Genomic DNA, 16096 nt, shown 5'->3' on the forward strand with positions numbered 1-16096 from the left:
GCGCCGGTTCAGATCAGTCGCCCCGGGTGGGCAAAAGTAATGCGGAAACAGCAGCCGGACAGGTCATCCTCCACCAGCGACAAGTGGGCTTGGTTAGCCTCGCACAGTTCCCGGGCCAGATAAAGGCCGAGGCCCGTTCCGCTCTTGTCGGTGGTGAAAAAGGGCTCGAAAACCGAGCTGTGATGCTCTGGAGCAATGCCTGGACCAACATCCCGGACCTCAACGTAGGCCCGCTCGCCATCTACCGTCGCTCCGGCATGCAGTGAAATCTTTCGCTCGCCTGTTTGCTGATGGCTGTAGCGCAGGCCGTTATCGCAAAGGTTCACCATGACCTGTTCGATCTGACTTTTGTCGAACCTGGCGAAGGGCACATCCGAATCAACGGTCAAATCGATGATCGATTGCGCAGATTCCTCATCCTGGGTTTGAAGGTAGTCGGCCCGGAACTCCTCAAGCCAGGGCCGGACCTCAGTCAGATCGGTATGGGCTGCGCGTCGGCGCGAAAGATCCAGGACATTTTCGACGATGCCGTTCACCCGTCGGGAGTGGCGACGAATGATGTCGAGCATCTGGTGATCCCCCTGGTCAAGGTGCGGGGATTCCTCCATCAACTGAGCCGCGTGACTGATCGCGCCCAGAGGATTGCGAATTTCATGGGCGATGCCGGCGGTCAGACGGCCCAAAGACGCCAGCTTCATTTGCTGGGCCTGTTGGGTAACCTTGCTCATATCTTCAATGAAAACGAGTATCTGATCGCCCCGATTCTGGTCCAACTGGGTGAAATTCGCCTGAAGAACGGGGGAGGTCTGAAATGGCTGGAACGGTTCGATCCGGCGCGTGGGATCTTTAATCCAGGACTCCAGTCCGAGCTTCAAGGGCTGGGGCAGAATCCGGGCGGCGCCCAGTCGCACGGGGTCATCAGATGGCGCGCCGAACAGGAGTTCCTCCGCAGCAGCATTCACCAGTCGTATCTGGCCGTATCGGTCCAGAACCAGGATGCCGGTCCGCATGCGCTGGATAATCTGCTGATTGATCTGCTCGAGTTCCGCGATGCTTTGCGCACGGCTGCTGGCTAGTGCCTCGCTGCGCATCATACGCCGGGAAATATACTGAAGCGCAAAGGCGGTCGCAAAGTAGAGTATGCCAAGGGAACCGGCTCGAACGATGTCATCACCGGATTCACCCAGCGTCAACACAGCCCAGCTGGAAATGCTCAATGAGCAGATGGCGGCAAGCGCCGCGTAGAAAGTCCCCAACCGGCTGGGCGTCAGGATGTTACCCGCCGCAACCGAGACGATGACAAGGTTGGCGAGCCCATTTGTGATGCCTGTGCTGGTGAACAGCAGCCAGTGCATCACCAGAATATCGAGAAGAATTGAAAGAGTGATGTGACGCTGGCTGGGCTTGAAACCAGCGAGGATGGTGAAGGCGATAAATGTGTTCAGGCCCAGATAGCCGGCAACGCCAGCCTGGTAGTAATCCAGCAGTCGAAAGCGTGTATCGAAATTGGCCGGGTCCAGAAAGAGCAGCCCCATTAGCATCAGGCTAACCACCAGCCGGTAGTGGTTATAGATGCGAAACAGCTTTACCTGCTGCACATCCGAAGGCTTTCGTACGCTGTTATCTGCCATTGAAGCTTGTTCTACTGCCATGGTTTACAGGAATCCGCTGATGGTCGGGAGAAATCCTTGCGCTTGCGGGGTTATAATAGCCTTTTCGTGGCAATGAGTTACAGGAGCCGATTTATGTCCGTTTCCGGGAATGCATCTTCCCCTCTCACTTCCCCCAAGAATTTGCGGGTCGTCATGGCCCAGCTCGATTTTCTGGTAGGGGATATCCCCGGGAACACGGATCTCATAATTGATGCGACCCGACGGGCCACGGATGAGCACCAGGCGGATGTTGTGGTGTTTCCTGAATTGTGTCTGACCGGTTACCCGCCAGAGGACCTGCTACTCAGGCCGAGTCTTGAGGTTCGGGTCCATGAGGCTCTTGAAAGGCTTCAGCAAGAGAGCCTCGGCCCCGCCATTGTAATCGGAGCCCCTCTTCGGGAAGGGGCGCTCCTGTATAACGCAGCGGTTGTTATTGAAAACGGGACTGTGACCGGGCGCTATTTCAAACGTTTTCCACCCAACTATCAGGTCTTTGACGAGAAACGATATTTCGCCGAGGGTCGTGATGTGGTGACTCTGGATATCCGGGGGGTGCCGGTTGGGATAACGGTCTGTGAGGACATCTGGAAAGACGGTCCGGTAGAAGAGGCTGCTCACGCCGGTGCCCGCCTGATTCTGAATCTTAATGCCTCTCCCTACGACGTCGACAAACAGGCTCGTCGAAAAGCTCTGCTGGAACGTAAATCCCGGGAAAATCTTGTGAGCATTGCCTACGTCAACCTGGTTGGAGGGCAGGATGAACTGGTGTTCGATGGCGGCTCCATGGTGTTTGATCACTCGGGTGCACTTGCGGTTGAGGCACCGCAGTTCCAGGAAGGGCTGTTCCCGGTTGATTTCCTCTGTGAGCACCACTGCCAGCCTGTCTCCCGTCCCTTGCCTGACGAGCCTTCTCTGGAGGAAAACGTTTACCGTGCACTGGTGACCGGTGTGCGAGACTACGTGAACAAGAACGGGTTCAAATCGGTGGTGCTCGGGCTCTCAGGCGGCATCGATTCTGCCGTCACTCTGGCGGTTGCAGTTGATGCGTTGGGCAAGGACCGAGTGAGGGCCGTTATGATGCCTTTCCGCTATACCTCCAGCATGAGCCTGGAGGATGCCGAAGCCGAAGCGGTGGCATTGGGTGTGCAATACGATGTGTTCTCCATTGAGCCCATGTACGACGCCTTTATGGCGACCCTGTCCGGCCCGTTCGAGGGTACCAGCCCGGATACCACAGAAGAAAACCTGCAGGCGCGTTTGCGCGGCGTGCTGCTGATGTCCCTGTCCAACAAGTTTGGCTCGCTGGTCCTCACTACCGGCAACAAGAGTGAGATGGCGGTGGGGTATTCAACACTGTACGGTGATATGGCCGGAGGATTTGACGTCCTGAAGGATGTACCCAAGACGCTCGTGTTTCGCCTGGCAATCTACCGCAACACCGTGTCGCAGGTCATTCCGGAGCGTGTCATTACCCGTCCGCCTTCGGCGGAACTGGCGCCGGATCAGAAGGACGAGGACAGTCTGCCGGGATACGACATTCTGGATCAGATTCTGAACCTATACGTCGAGCGGGATTTCAGTGCCGATGCCATCGTAGCCGAGGGCTTCGATCGCGCCGATGTGGACAGGGTGATCCGATTGGTGGATATCAACGAGTACAAGCGTCGTCAGGCGCCAATCGGCGTCCGGATCACGGAGCGGGGCTTTGGGAAGGATCGCCGCTATCCCATCACCAACGGATGGAAGAGCGGCAAATAACATCGATAGGGTGATGGTTTCTCTATTCGTCGCCCATAAGGCCGAACGTGACGACGCTGGACAGAGATCGGTTCTCGCCTTTCAGCACGTCGGCCTCGAATTCCCCGTCTGCATTGAATGCTTCGCTGTTGGGGAAGTTGGTCCGCAGCAGGGCAACGGCATCCTCGGCACCTTTCTTGAGATCAAGAAAACGGAAAGTTTCCGCCAGGATGATCAATGCTTCCTCAACCACTGGCGATGTGGGGTAGTTTTCCACGACATAGCGGGCCCGGTTGTTGGCGGCCACGTAGGCTTCGCGCTTGATGTAATAGCGTGCGGCGAATATTTCCAGTTGCGCCATTCGATTGCGGATGGCAATCATGCGCTGGCGTGCATCGGCAATGTACTGGCTGTCCGGATACCGATTCAGTAATTCGGAAAAGTCCCGAAAGGCCTGGCTTTGCTCACCGGGATCCCGTGCTGCGACATCGATCGGAAAATAGCGTGCTGCCAGACCGATGTCGAGGTTGTAGGAGGAGAGGCCGCGCATGTAAAGCGCGTAGTCTGCGTGGTCGCTCTGGGGGTTAAGCCGGAGAAAACGGTCTGCGGCGGCACGGGCACCCTCCAGGTCAAGGTTCTGGTAACGGGCGTAAATCAGGTCAAGCTGGGCCTGCTCGGCATAGCGGCCGAAGGGGTAGTAGGTCTCGAGTGAGTCGAGGTTTTCTTCGGCTTCGTTGAAATTGCCGGAGTTCATCGCCTCACGGGCGTTGTCGTAGTAGGTTTTCTCCGGCAGTACTTCTTCCTCCTGGTTGGAGGCGCACGCACTGACCAACACCACCAGTGTGGCCAGTAGGAGTAAACGGACAACTGATCTCATGCCGGAATCCCGTATAATGTCGATAAATTCAAAAGAGGGCCATTGTAGCGGGGAAGACGCCGTATGTGCAGACTGTGCCTCTTGGTTTGAAAAATTCTTTCCGAAACGTAACACACACCGGCCCCGGGGGCTTAATGTCATCTGAAAATCGAATTACCGCCAGCTTTGTTGTACCGCCGGAGTTGAGTGATCGGAGGCTGGATCAGGCCGCGGCTGAATTGATGCCCGAACATTCCCGTTCGCGGTTGCAAACCTGGATCAAGAGCGGTGCTCTGACCGTTAATGGCCAGGCCCGCAAGCCTCGGGACAAGGTCATGCTTGACGATCGGCTGGAACTTGATGCCGAGCCGGAGGCCCAGGTCAGTTGGCAGGCAGAGGAAATCACGCTCGACATTGTCTACCAGGACGAGCACCTCCTGGTAATCAACAAACCGGCCGGGCTCGTGGTGCACCCTGCGGCTGGCCATGCTGACGGGACGCTGGTGAACGCGCTGTTGAATTATGCGCCGGAAGTGGAGAATCTACCGCGAGCCGGAATCGTGCACCGGCTCGATAAGGATACGTCCGGGGTGATGGTGGCGGCGCGCAGCCTGATTGCGCATACCTCGCTGGTTGATCAGCTTCAGACCCGAACGATGGGTCGTGAATACGATGCGGTGGTTGTTGGCACTCTGACAGGTGGCTCGACGGTGGATGCACCCATCGGTCGGCATCCCCGTGAACGCAAGAAAATGGCAGTTGTGCCGTCCGGGAAGCCTGCGGTAACGCACTACCGGCTGGTCGAGCGGTTTGCCGCTCATACCCACATCAGCTGCAAACTGGAGAGTGGGCGCACGCACCAGATCCGTGTACACATGGCCCACGTCAAGCACCCCTTGGTGGGTGATCCGCTCTACGGGGGACGCCTGCGCCTTCCCAAAGGCACGACCGAGGAGCTGCGTGAGGCGTTGGCGGCATTCAATCGTCAGGCCTTGCACGCCCGCAAGTTAACGCTGGAACACCCCGAAACCGGCGAAACCATGTCGTGGGAGGTGCCGCTTCCGGACGATATGGTTGAGCTCATGGCAGCGTTGCGCAAACACGTGAAGGACCTGGAAAGCAGTGAATACTGAGCCGGAGTTGATTTGGCCAGAATGGCCGGCGCCTACCAAGGTTCGCGCGGTCTGTACCACCCGGCAGGGCGGGGAGAGCCTTCCACCCTGGGACTCGCTCAATCTGGGCACGCACGTCGAGGATGATCCGCATCACGTGGAGGCAAACCGTCGGCGGGTAGCCGACAGGCTGTCGCTCTCAACCGGCGCGTTTGGCTGGTTATCCCAGGTGCACGGCACTGACGTGGTCACACTTCCCGCAGAAGGAGTGCCGGTCGCCGACGCATCTGTTACGGCCCGACCGGGCCAGGTCTGCGCTATTCTCACGGCCGACTGCCTGCCGGTACTGCTCTGCAACCGGGCGGGTACCCGGGTTGCAGCGGCTCATGCTGGCTGGCGTGGCCTCTGTAATGGCGTGCTGGAGAGGGTGGTGAGGTGTTTTGACGAGCCCGCCACGGAATTGATGGCGTGGCTGGGCCCGGCTATCGGATCCGAGCATTTTGAGGTTGGCCCTGAAGTCCGTGAGGCGTTCATCGCCCGAAACGCCGGGGCTGCTGACGCCTTCTCGCAGCAGGGTGCCCGTCCAGGCCACTTCATGGCAGATATCTATCGCCTGACCCGGCAACGGCTGGAATCGGTCGGGGTGGATGCGATATACGGAAATCCCCTCTGCACGGTTTCTGATTCAAACCGTTTCTACTCTTACCGCCGTGATGGCCGAACTGGCCGGATGGCCACTCTCATCTGGCTGGATGGCTGAGCGCTTTCCGCCCAACCGGATGACTCCCGTCAATTTTCTGACAGTTTGGCGGTGGGCCCGCTTGAAGTCCCCTCGCTTGCCCTTACATTTAAGAGCAAAGCAATGCGGATGTTGGTTGAGCCGAGTGCTTCGCTGACCTCCCGGATAGACGAATTGGGGAATAGAATTTATGAGAATCGACAAGCTGACCAGCCGGTTGCAAACCGCGCTAGCGGATGCGCAATCGCTTGCGGTGGGCAAGGACCACAATTTTATCGAGCCGGTACACCTTATGCAGGCTCTCCTGGATCAGGAGGGGAGTTCGATCAAGCCGTTGTTGAAACAGGCCGGGTCGGAGCCGGGTCGAATCCGCCAGGCCATCGCGCGGGAAATTGAGCATCTGCCAGAAGTGCAGGGTTCCGCAGGCGATGTCTCCATGTCCAATGACATGGGGCGTCTGTTCAATATTGCCGACAAGCTGGCCCAGAAGCGTCAGGACCAGTTTATTTCCAGCGAACTGATGTTGGTGGCTGCGCTGGAAGACCGGGGCACCCTCGGCCGTGTGCTCCGTGAGCAGGGCGTGGACAAGGCCGCTCTGGAAAAGGCGATTGACGAGGTTCGGGGCGGTGAGGCTGTGAACGACGCCAGCGCCGAGGAAAACCGGCAGGCCTTGGACAAGTACACCATTGACCTTACCGAACGTGCCGAGGCGGGCAAGCTTGATCCGGTCATCGGTCGAGACGATGAAATCCGCCGCACGATACAGGTGTTGCAGCGTCGCCGTAAGAACAATCCGGTCCTCATTGGTGAGCCGGGTGTCGGCAAGACTGCCATTGTCGAGGGCTTGGCCCAGCGCATCGTCAACGGGGAGGTCCCTGACGGTCTGAAGGACAAGAAAGTGCTCTCCCTCGATATGGGAGCGCTGATCGCGGGTGCCAAGTTCCGGGGTGAGTTCGAGGAGCGCCTCAAGGCGGTGCTGAACGAATTGTCCAAGCAGGAAGGCCAGGTCATCCTGTTTATCGATGAGATTCATACCGTGGTCGGCGCCGGTAAAGCCGAGGGCTCCATGGACGCGGGTAACATGCTCAAGCCGGCGCTTGCCCGCGGTGAGTTGCATTGTGTGGGTGCGACCACTCTGGATGAGTACCGGGAGAATATTGAAAAGGATGCGGCGCTGGAGCGACGTTTCCAGAAGGTGCTGGTGAGCGAGCCGAACGAGGAAGACACCATCGCCATTCTCCGTGGCCTGAAGGAGCGCTACGAAGTGCACCACGGTGTTGAAGTTACCGATGGCGCCATTATTGCAGCGGCCAAGCTTTCCCACCGGTACATTGCCGATCGGCAGTTGCCAGACAAGGCGATCGATCTGGTGGACGAGGCCGCGAGTCAGATTCGCATGGAAATGGATTCCAAGCCGGAGGCCCTTGATCGTCTCGAGCGTCGGCTCATTCAGCTCAAGATAGAGCGGGAAGCCCTCAAGAAAGAAACCGATGAGGCGTCGAAGAAGCGCCTGGAGGAGCTGTCCGGGGTGATTGCCGGGGTTGAGCGCGAGTACGCCGATCTGGAAGAGGTCTGGAACACCGAGAAGGCCGCCCTGCACGGCTCCCAGAAGATCAAGAGCCAGTTGGAACAGGCGCGGATTGATCTCGAGAACGCTCGCCGGGCCGGGGATCTCGGCAAGATGTCCGAGCTGCAGTACGGCCAGATTCCCGAGCTGGAACGTCAGCTGGACATGGCCAGCCAGGCCGAAATGATGGAAATGAAGCTGCTGCGCAATCGGGTTACCGACGAGGAAATTGCCGAAATCGTCTCCAAGTGGACGGGCATTCCGGTGTCGAAAATGCTCGAGGGTGAGCGGGACAAGCTGATGCGCATGGAGGAGGCGCTGCATGGCCGCGTCATTGGCCAGGATGAGGCCGTTGAAGCGGTTTCCAATGCCGTTCGTCGCTCACGGGCCGGGCTGTCCGATCCCCATCGTCCGAACGGGTCCTTCCTGTTCCTCGGGCCGACCGGGGTGGGTAAGACCGAGCTCTGCAAGTCGCTGGCGGCATTCCTGTTTGATACCGAGGAGGCCATGGTCCGTATCGATATGTCGGAGTTCATGGAGAAACACTCCGTTGCCCGGCTGATTGGTGCACCTCCTGGCTATGTTGGTTATGAGGAAGGCGGGTACCTGACTGAAGCCGTGCGTCGTCGGCCTTATTCGGTTCTGCTTCTGGATGAGGTGGAGAAGGCCCACCCGGATGTCTTCAACATTCTTTTGCAGGTGCTTGAAGACGGACGCCTGACAGATGGTCAGGGCCGCACGGTCGACTTCCGCAACACGGTGATTGTGATGACCTCGAACCTGGGTTCGGACATCATTCAGCAGAAAGCGGGTGAGGAAAATTACGAATCCATGAAGAACGCGGTGATGGAAGTCGTGGGCACACACTTCCGCCCGGAATTCATAAACCGTGTGGATGAAGTCGTGGTCTTCCACCCGCTGGCGGAAAACCAGATCCTTGGCATCGCGAAGATTCAGATCGAGTCCCTGAGCAAGCGGCTGAAGGAGCAGGACATGAGGCTGGAGTTGGATGAGTCGGCCATGGAGCTTCTGGCGCAGGTCGGTTACGACCCGGTCTACGGGGCTCGTCCCCTGAAGCGGGCAATCCAGCGGATGATAGAGAATCCGTTGGCGCAACGGCTTTTACAAGGGGAGTTTGTGTCCGGTGACACCATCCTTGGCACCGTGAAGGATCACAGGCTGGAGTTCTCAAAGGCTTAACGTTGCTGGCGGAGCATCGTCTTCCCGATGCTCCGCCTCGATCTGATATCGGGTTTACTGCGCAGCCTCCAGGTTTTCGGGGCCGCAATTTTCGTCCGCGATTTCCTGGAACTTTTGCCGCTGGTCCGCGATCTCTTCGGGAGACAGGTAGCGTTGTTCGCCGTTATCCTGAACACGAATACGCGCGTTGCTGTCAATGATCTCCAGGTTGGATCGAGCTGTTTCACAGTTTGCGGCACGCTGTTTTGAGCGTGCTTCATTCTCAGCCGCTTCCCGACGCGTAACTGCGTCGTTCTCCTGATCTTTCTGTACTTCACTCAAGCGCTCTTGCGGACTTTGTTTTTTGCTTGCAGACTTTGCTGTCGTGCCCGAGCGCACATTCACTTTTTCCGATTGTTTTCCGTTAGGCTGTCGATCCCCAAAGTGAGTCACCCCGTTTTCGTCGGTCCATTTATAGACAGAAGCGCTCATCGAAATACCCGGTACAACGGCCAATAACAAGGTCAGCGTCAGGATTTTTTTGTTCATGGGTCTACTCATCGTGTGGTCACTGCTCCCGGTGCAGGTCAAAACCTGGGTAACCGGGCCCGTCTTTCTGTAGCTGCAAGGCTATCATGCCATCCATATCGTCTTTTTTCTTCTGTCTGGTTCAAAACTCTGTTCCAGAATTGATCCAAGCTGGCAGACCTTTGGCGATAAAGGCGCTATAAAGCCGTGACGACTATTGACAGGGAGTTTCGCGCTGTCAGAATTACCGATTGCCTGAAGACTGGGGTCAATACGGCAGGCAATCCCGAGCGAGTATCCCCCGTTAAACACCACACTGAACGCCTCGCGGTTCTGTCGCGGGATGGTTGTTGCTTACGTGCAACCCGTTGATTGGCTGTTCTCCGCAACCCTCAGGAGGGCGGCTGGCCAGGAGACAACCTCTTACAAAGTGTGGAGGAGCAGCCGGTTCCGCTTTCACAAGAAGCAGGGAAACCGTGAATCCAGGCAACCGGGCGTGGTCCCGGCTCATTCACTCGTATGAAGAGGGTAGAAAATCGTGGAGTTATTGTCTGGTGCCGATATGCTCATTCGCTCCTTGCAGGATGAAGGGATCGAATACATCTACGGCTATCCGGGTGGTGCAGCCCTTCATATTTATGATGCGCTGTTCAGGCAGGACAAAGTCAAACACATTCTGGTAAGGCACGAGCAGGCGGCGGTCCACATGGCCGACGGTTATGCGCGCGCGACCGGAAAGCCGGGCACCGTACTGGTGACCTCGGGTCCTGGAGCCACCAACACTATTACCGGCATTGCCACCGCATTCATGGATTCCATCCCAATGGTGGTCCTGTGTGGTCAGGTTGCGTCCACTCTGATTGGCGAAGACGCGTTTCAGGAAACCGATATGATCGGTGTCTCCCGCCCTGTGGTGAAGCACAATCTCAGCGTCCGTCATCCGGAAGAAATTCCCGAGGTGGTTCGCAAGGCGTATTACATTGCCGCGACCGGTCGCCCGGGTCCGGTCGTTGTCGATATCCCCAAGGATATGACCACGCCGAACGAGCGGTATGAGTACTCCTATCCGAAGAAGGTAAAGCTGCGTTCATACAACCCCGCGATTCGTGGCCATGCCGGCCAGATCAAGAAAGCGGTGGATATGATGCTGGCGGCACGTCGTCCAATCATCTACGCCGGCGGTGGTGTGATTCTTGGCAAGGCTTCAGATCAGTTGACGGAGTTGGTCCGCACGCTCGGGTACCCGATCACCAATACCCTGATGGGTATCGGCTGTTATCCGGCCAGTGACAAGCAGCACCTGGGCTGGCTCGGTATGCACGGCACCTACGAAGCCAACATGGCCATGCACCATTCGGATCTGATTCTCTGCGTCGGCGCACGCTTTGATGACCGTGTGACCAACGCCACCGAGAAGTTCTGTCCCGGCGCTCGCATTATCCACATCGACATCGATCCGGCGTCCATTTCCAAGACCATCGACGCCGACGTTCCCATCGTCGGGCCGGTGGATGCGGTGTTGAAGGAAATGCTGTCTCTGGTGAAGGAAAGCAAGGAAAAGCCGGATGCGGATGCGCTGGGTTCCTGGTGGAAGCAGATCGAGGAATGGCGCGCTTTCCATGGCATGCGTTACGAAACCAGTGACGATGTTATCAAGCCGCAGGAAGTGATCGAAATGCTGTGCCGGCTCACCAACGGTGAAGCCTTTGTGACCTCCGATGTCGGCCAGCACCAGATGTTTGCTGCGCAGTACTACAAGTTCGACAAACCCAATCGCTGGATCAACTCCGGTGGTCTGGGCACCATGGGCTTTGGTTTGCCGGCCGCCATGGGCGTCAAGCTGACGCACCCGAACGACGAAGTGCTGTGTATCACAGGCGAAGGCAGTATCCAGATGAACATTCAGGAGCTGTCGACCTGCAAGCAGTACAATCTGCCGGTGAAAATCATCAACCTGAACAACCAGGCTCTTGGCATGGTCAAGCAGTGGCAGGACATGAACTATGAGTCCCGTCATTCCCAGTCCTACATGGAGTCTTTGCCGGATTTCATAAAGCTGGCAGAAGCTTATGGCCATAAGGGCGTCCTGATCGACAAGAAAGCCGATCTGGAAGCCAAGCTGAAAGAAGTGCTGGCCATGAAGGACGAGTTGGTGTTCGTGGATATCTACGTTGATCGTTTCGAGCACGTCTATCCGATGCAAGTTGCCCGTGGCTCCATGAAAGACATGTGGCTCAGCAAGACAGAGAGGGTGTGATCATGCGTCGAATCATTTCTGTTTTGTTGGAAAACGAACCCGGCGCGCTGTCGCGTGTTGTGGGCCTGTTCTCCCAGCGCAACTACAACATCGAAACGCTAACCGTGGCGCCGACGGAAGACGAGACCCTGTCACGTCTGACCGTAACCACCACGGGATCCGACAAGGTCATCGAACAGATTACCAAGCAGCTGAATAAGCTGATTGAGGTGGTCAAGCTGGTGGACCTGACAGAAGGATCCCACATTGAGCGGGAGTTGATGCTGGTGAAACTCAAGGCCACCGGCTCACAGCGCGCCGAAATCAAACGCACCGTGGATATTTTCCGTGGCCAGATTGTCGACGTTACCAGTTCTGTGTACACGGTTCAGCTGGCGGGCGACAGCGAAAAGCTGGACGGATTCATCCAGGCCGTCGGTACCTCGGGAGTCCTGGAAGTCGTTCGTACCGGTGTATCCGGCATAGCGCGCGGCGAGAAAGTGCTCAGTCTGTAACGGTCATTTATTAAGTTCGAACATCATGGCCCGGTGGGGCCATTACAAATAACAGAGGTTTGTCATGCAGGTTTACTACGATAAGGATTGTGATCTTTCGATCATCCAGAGCAAGAAAGTTGCCATCATTGGTTTCGGTTCCCAGGGTCATGCTCATGCGTGCAACCTGAAGGAGTCCGGTGTAGACGTAACCGTTGGGCTGCGTCCGGGGTCCTCCTCGATTGCCAAGGCCGAAGCCTATGGCCTTAAGACCAGCGACGTACCGTCAGCCGTCGCAGCTGCTGACGTGGTCATGGTGCTGACCCCGGATGAGTTCCAGGCCCAGCTGTACAAGGCTGAGATTGAGCCGAACCTGAAGCAGGGGGCAACTCTGGCCTTCGCTCACGGCTTTGCGATCCACTACAACCAGATCGTGCCGCGCAAGGATCTCGATGTGATCATGGTGGCGCCGAAGGCCCCGGGCCACACCGTGCGCACCGAGTTTGCCAACGGTGGCGGCATCCCTGATCTGATCGCGATTTTCCAGGATGCTTCTGGCAATGCCAAGAACGTGTCTCTGTCATACGCCAGCGGTATTGGCGGCGGTCGTACCGGTATCATTGAAACCACCTTCAAGGATGAGACCGAAACCGACCTGTTTGGTGAGCAGGCGGTCCTGTGTGGCGGCGCGGTTGAGCTGGTGAAAGCCGGCTTTGAAACGCTGACCGAAGCCGGGTATGCGCCGGAAATGGCGTACTTTGAGTGCTTGCACGAGCTGAAGCTGATCGTTGACCTGATGTACGAGGGCGGCATCGCCAACATGAACTATTCCATCTCCAACAACGCGGAGTATGGTGAGTACGTGACCGGCCCGGAAGTGATCAACGAGCAGTCCCGTGAAGCCATGCGCAACGCGCTGAAGCGTATCCAGAGCGGTGAGTACGCCAAGATGTTTATCTCCGAAGGTGCGCTCAACTACCCGTCCATGACCGCGCGTCGTCGCCAGAACGCTGCTCACGAGATTGAAACCGTGGGTGAAAAACTGCGCGGCATGATGCCGTGGATTTCCGCGAACAAGATCGTGGACAAGGATAAGAACTGATTGGATTTCCGACTGGTTCTGCAAAACGCGGCCCGGGTGGCCGCGTTTTTCGTATATACTCCGCCCAAATGCTTTCCGGAGTAATGGGAATGACTGACGAAAAAAAATCTGCCGATCTAGAAGCTCGGAGCGATTCATCGGAAGAGGTCCAAGCACAGACTTCCGAATGCGAAATCGAAGCCGGTGAGGTTGTTGAGGAGGAGCTGGTCGAGGGCGCGCCGGTGCGCCGAAAGGGTATCTACCTGCTGCCCAATGCCCTGACCACGGCATCCCTGTTCTCGGGATTCTACGCCATTGTGTCTGCCGCCAACGGCGTGTTTGATAACGCGGCGGTTGCCATTTTCGTGTCCATGATTCTTGACGGGCTCGATGGCCGTGTAGCTCGGATGACCAACACGCAGAGCAAGTTCGGCGAGGAATACGATTCTCTCGCCGATATGGTTGCGTTTGGTGTGGCCCCCGGGCTGGTGGCCTTTTTCTGGTCGCTGAATGGCCTTGGTAAGGTTGGCTGGGCCATTACCTTTATCTATGTAGCCGGCGCGGCCCTGCGTCTGGCGCGTTTTAACGTCCAGATCGGTTCGGTCGACAAGAAGTACTTTGTTGGTTTGCCCAGTCCCGCTGCCGCGGCCTGTGTCGCGGGCCTGGTGTGGTGTTTCCATCTGTTCGAGCCGGCTTCATGGCTGACGCTACTGACCATTGTCGTGGTCGGTGGTACGGGGGTGATGATGGTCAGCAACGTCCTCTATCGCAGCTTCAAGGATCTCGACATGCGCGGGCGCGTGCCCTTTGCAGCGATCTTGCTGGTGGTGTTGATCTTTGTGGTGATCGCTCTCGACCCGGCAACCGTACTTTTCACTGCATTCCTGATTTACGCATTGTCCGGTCCTGTTCGTGCTCTGTTCAGAAAGAAGCCCCGTCGCAATGCGGACGCTTCTGCCTAGGCACGCTAAGCCCGGGTCCCCTGGGACCCGGGAATTTTGCGCGAAACTTCCGGTCAACCATCCCACTACAAGACACCTTGGTGGCTGGTAACGGAGAGTTTCGATGTTCATAAATAAACGCCCCTCCTGGGCGCTTCCCCATTCCCTCGTAACACCGGAACGTATCTACCTCGATCGTCGCCGATTCATGTCCGGGGCCATGGCCGGTGTCGCCGGCCTTGCGGTGCCTGGCTTGCTGCCGGCTGCTGCCTTGCCGGAACAGGGGGAGTCCCTGGTTTTCTCCAGCACATCCCGTTTCTCGACTGACGAGGAGAAGACCCCGTATGAAGACGTCATTCGTTACAACAACTTTTATGAGTTTGGAACCGGGAAGGATGACCCGGCGCGGTATGCCGATGAGATGTCCGTCGATCCCTGGTCCATCGCTGTGGAAGGTGAGTGCGAAAAGCCGGGTGTCTATGGACTTGAAGATGTTCTGGAGCCGCATCGGTACGAGGAGCGGGTGTATCGTCTGCGCTGTGTCGAAGCGTGGTCCATGGTGATCCCCTGGATTGGCGTTCCATTGGCCGAGGTTTTAGAGCGCTTTGAGCCCAACTCGAAAGCCAAGTACGTCTATTTTGAAACCCTGCATGACCCCGAACAGATGCGTGCGCAGCGATCCATGTTCAGCACTATTGACTGGCCCTATCAGGAGGGGCTTCGGATGGACGAGGCGATGAACGAACTGGCCTTTCTGGCAGTGGGCCTCTACGGCAAAACCATTCCAAAGCAGAACGGCGCGCCGATTCGCTTGGTGGTCCCCTGGAAGTATGGCTTCAAGAGTATCAAGTCGATCGTGAAAATTCGTTTCCAGGAGGAGCGGCCCAAAACCACCTGGGAAATGATTGCGCCCCGGGAATACGGGTTTTACGCCAACGTGAACCCGGAGGTGGACCACCCCCGTTGGAGTCAGAAGCGGGAGCGACGCCTGCCATCAGGATTGCTGTCTCCAAACTGGGTTGAAACAGAGAAATTTAATGGGTACGGAGACCAGGTCGCGCATTTATATGAGGGAATGGATCTCCGGAAGTTTTACTGATGGTGGGCGTTGATTGGCGTCGGAGTCCGGCTTTCCTGTTGGGCTTTCGGATATCCGCGGCAGCACTGGCGTCGATACCGTTTTTTGCGTTGCTCTGGAGCCTTTTCCTCGGGGACCTGGGACCTGACCCGGGGCAGGCGATAACCGAGTCGCTGGGTCTCGCGGCATTCCAGTTGCTCCTGGCGACACTTTGCATGACGCCTCTGAAGCGCTGGACTGACTGGAGCGGTTGGCTTCGTATTCGCAGAATGCTTGGGCTGTTCGCGTTTTTCTATGCCATCCTCCATGTTCTGGCGTTCCTTCAGTTTATCGTGGGATGGTTCGACCTGTGGGTAACCTTCACCAAACGTCCTTACATTATTGCCGGTGCCATGGCCTTCCTTTGTCTCGTTCCTCTTGCGATCACCTCTACCAAAGGGATGGTGCGAAAGCTGGGTGGGGCGCGTTGGAAACGGCTTCATCGGTTGATCTACCTTGCGGTGGTTGTGGCATGGATTCATTTCATCTGGCAGGCCAGAAGCGATGTCGGGGAGATGGTCTTCTATGCCGTTATCGTTGTCTGGCTCCTTGCGCTCCGCTGGCGCTGGGCAGGGTGGGGCGCCCTGGTGCCTCTGAAACGGTAACAACTTGTTCGGTATTTGATCAGAATGCTCGCGCAGATGGCTCGTTTATAGGTGGAAACCGCGACTTCCTGTAATTAATTTGAAAACCGCGTTGACAGTTTTTCTGACGCCTGTAGAATGCGCACCACTTCTGAGGAACAAGCCACTGAAAGGCGGCTAACCGACGAAGGCAACTGTTTGAAAGTACTGAAGAAATCGAGTTTGAAAATTCTTCAGAAAGCGGTTGACAGAGAGGTGGTTCGGTGTAGAATG

The 16096-nt window shown here is 57.1% G+C and carries 13 protein-coding genes; 10 read left to right on the top strand and 3 right to left on the bottom strand.

The annotated features are described in order from the left end of the window. Positions 1-8: 8 nt before the first annotated feature. A complete protein-coding gene (locus K0B93_RS19070) occupies positions 9-1652 on the bottom strand; it encodes a sensor histidine kinase (protein ID WP_219868831.1) in 1644 nt (547 codons plus the stop codon). 93 nt (positions 1653-1745) lie between these two features. On the opposite strand from K0B93_RS19070, the gene K0B93_RS19075 reads away from it, so the two are divergent. Next, complete coding sequence (locus K0B93_RS19075) at positions 1746-3410, top strand: NAD+ synthase (RefSeq protein WP_219868832.1); 1665 nt, start codon at positions 1746-1748, stop codon at positions 3408-3410. A 22-nt stretch (positions 3411-3432) separates the two neighbouring features. Here K0B93_RS19075 and K0B93_RS19080 read toward each other — a convergent pair whose 3' ends face one another. Further along, positions 3433-4266, bottom strand: coding sequence for an outer membrane protein assembly factor BamD (locus K0B93_RS19080; protein WP_219868833.1), 834 nt, complete (start codon positions 4264-4266; stop codon positions 3433-3435). A 134-nt stretch (positions 4267-4400) separates the two neighbouring features. Between K0B93_RS19080 and rluD the strand changes: the two genes are divergently transcribed. From rluD to clpB, 3 genes are all read left to right on the top strand, one after another. Further along, on the top strand, positions 4401-5378 hold the full coding sequence (gene rluD / locus K0B93_RS19085; RefSeq protein ID WP_219868834.1) for a 23S rRNA pseudouridine(1911/1915/1917) synthase RluD: 978 nt from the start codon (positions 4401-4403) through the stop codon (positions 5376-5378). Next, the gene (gene pgeF, locus K0B93_RS19090) at positions 5368-6117 is read left to right on the top strand and encodes a peptidoglycan editing factor PgeF (protein WP_219868835.1); all 750 of its coding nucleotides are present in this window, start codon (positions 5368-5370) and stop codon (positions 6115-6117) included. The genes rluD and pgeF overlap by 11 nt, the downstream gene beginning before the upstream one ends. Before the next feature lie 169 nt (positions 6118-6286). Next, the gene (clpB, locus tag K0B93_RS19095; protein ID WP_219868836.1) at positions 6287-8863 is read left to right on the top strand and encodes an ATP-dependent chaperone ClpB; all 2577 of its coding nucleotides are present in this window, start codon (positions 6287-6289) and stop codon (positions 8861-8863) included. Between the two features lie 54 nt (positions 8864-8917). Here clpB and K0B93_RS19100 read toward each other — a convergent pair whose 3' ends face one another. Further along, the gene (locus K0B93_RS19100) at positions 8918-9391 is read right to left on the bottom strand and encodes a DUF4124 domain-containing protein (protein ID WP_219868837.1); all 474 of its coding nucleotides are present in this window, start codon (positions 9389-9391) and stop codon (positions 8918-8920) included. Between the two features lie 517 nt (positions 9392-9908). On the opposite strand from K0B93_RS19100, the gene K0B93_RS19105 reads away from it, so the two are divergent. The 6 genes from K0B93_RS19105 (at position 9909) to K0B93_RS19130 (ending at position 15844) form a co-directional block, all read left to right on the top strand. Next, a complete protein-coding gene (locus K0B93_RS19105) occupies positions 9909-11627 on the top strand; it encodes an acetolactate synthase 3 large subunit (RefSeq protein ID WP_219868838.1) in 1719 nt (572 codons plus the stop codon). 2 nt (positions 11628-11629) lie between these two features. Beyond that, complete coding sequence (gene ilvN / locus K0B93_RS19110) at positions 11630-12121, top strand: acetolactate synthase small subunit (RefSeq protein WP_070970156.1); 492 nt, start codon at positions 11630-11632, stop codon at positions 12119-12121. A 64-nt stretch (positions 12122-12185) separates the two neighbouring features. After that, a complete protein-coding gene (gene ilvC / locus K0B93_RS19115) occupies positions 12186-13202 on the top strand; it encodes a ketol-acid reductoisomerase (protein ID WP_218637556.1) in 1017 nt (338 codons plus the stop codon). A gap of 89 nt (positions 13203-13291) precedes the next feature. Next, positions 13292-14143, top strand: a complete 852-nt coding sequence (pssA, locus tag K0B93_RS19120) for a CDP-diacylglycerol--serine O-phosphatidyltransferase (protein ID WP_219868839.1) — start codon at positions 13292-13294, stop codon at positions 14141-14143. A 103-nt stretch (positions 14144-14246) separates the two neighbouring features. Then, positions 14247-15221 carry a protein-methionine-sulfoxide reductase catalytic subunit MsrP gene (gene msrP / locus K0B93_RS19125; protein WP_219868840.1) on the top strand — a complete coding sequence of 325 codons (975 nt, stop codon included), beginning with the start codon at positions 14247-14249 and terminating at the stop codon, positions 15219-15221. Further along, positions 15221-15844 carry a sulfite oxidase heme-binding subunit YedZ gene (locus K0B93_RS19130; RefSeq protein WP_219868841.1) on the top strand — a complete coding sequence of 208 codons (624 nt, stop codon included), beginning with the start codon at positions 15221-15223 and terminating at the stop codon, positions 15842-15844. Before msrP ends, K0B93_RS19130 begins: the two co-directional genes overlap by 1 nt. The last annotated feature ends 252 nt before the right edge of the window (positions 15845-16096 follow it).

The organism is Marinobacter sp. F4218 (assembly GCF_019443085.1).
In the GTDB taxonomy this organism is placed as follows: Bacteria; Pseudomonadota; Gammaproteobacteria; order Pseudomonadales; family Oleiphilaceae; genus Marinobacter; species Marinobacter albus.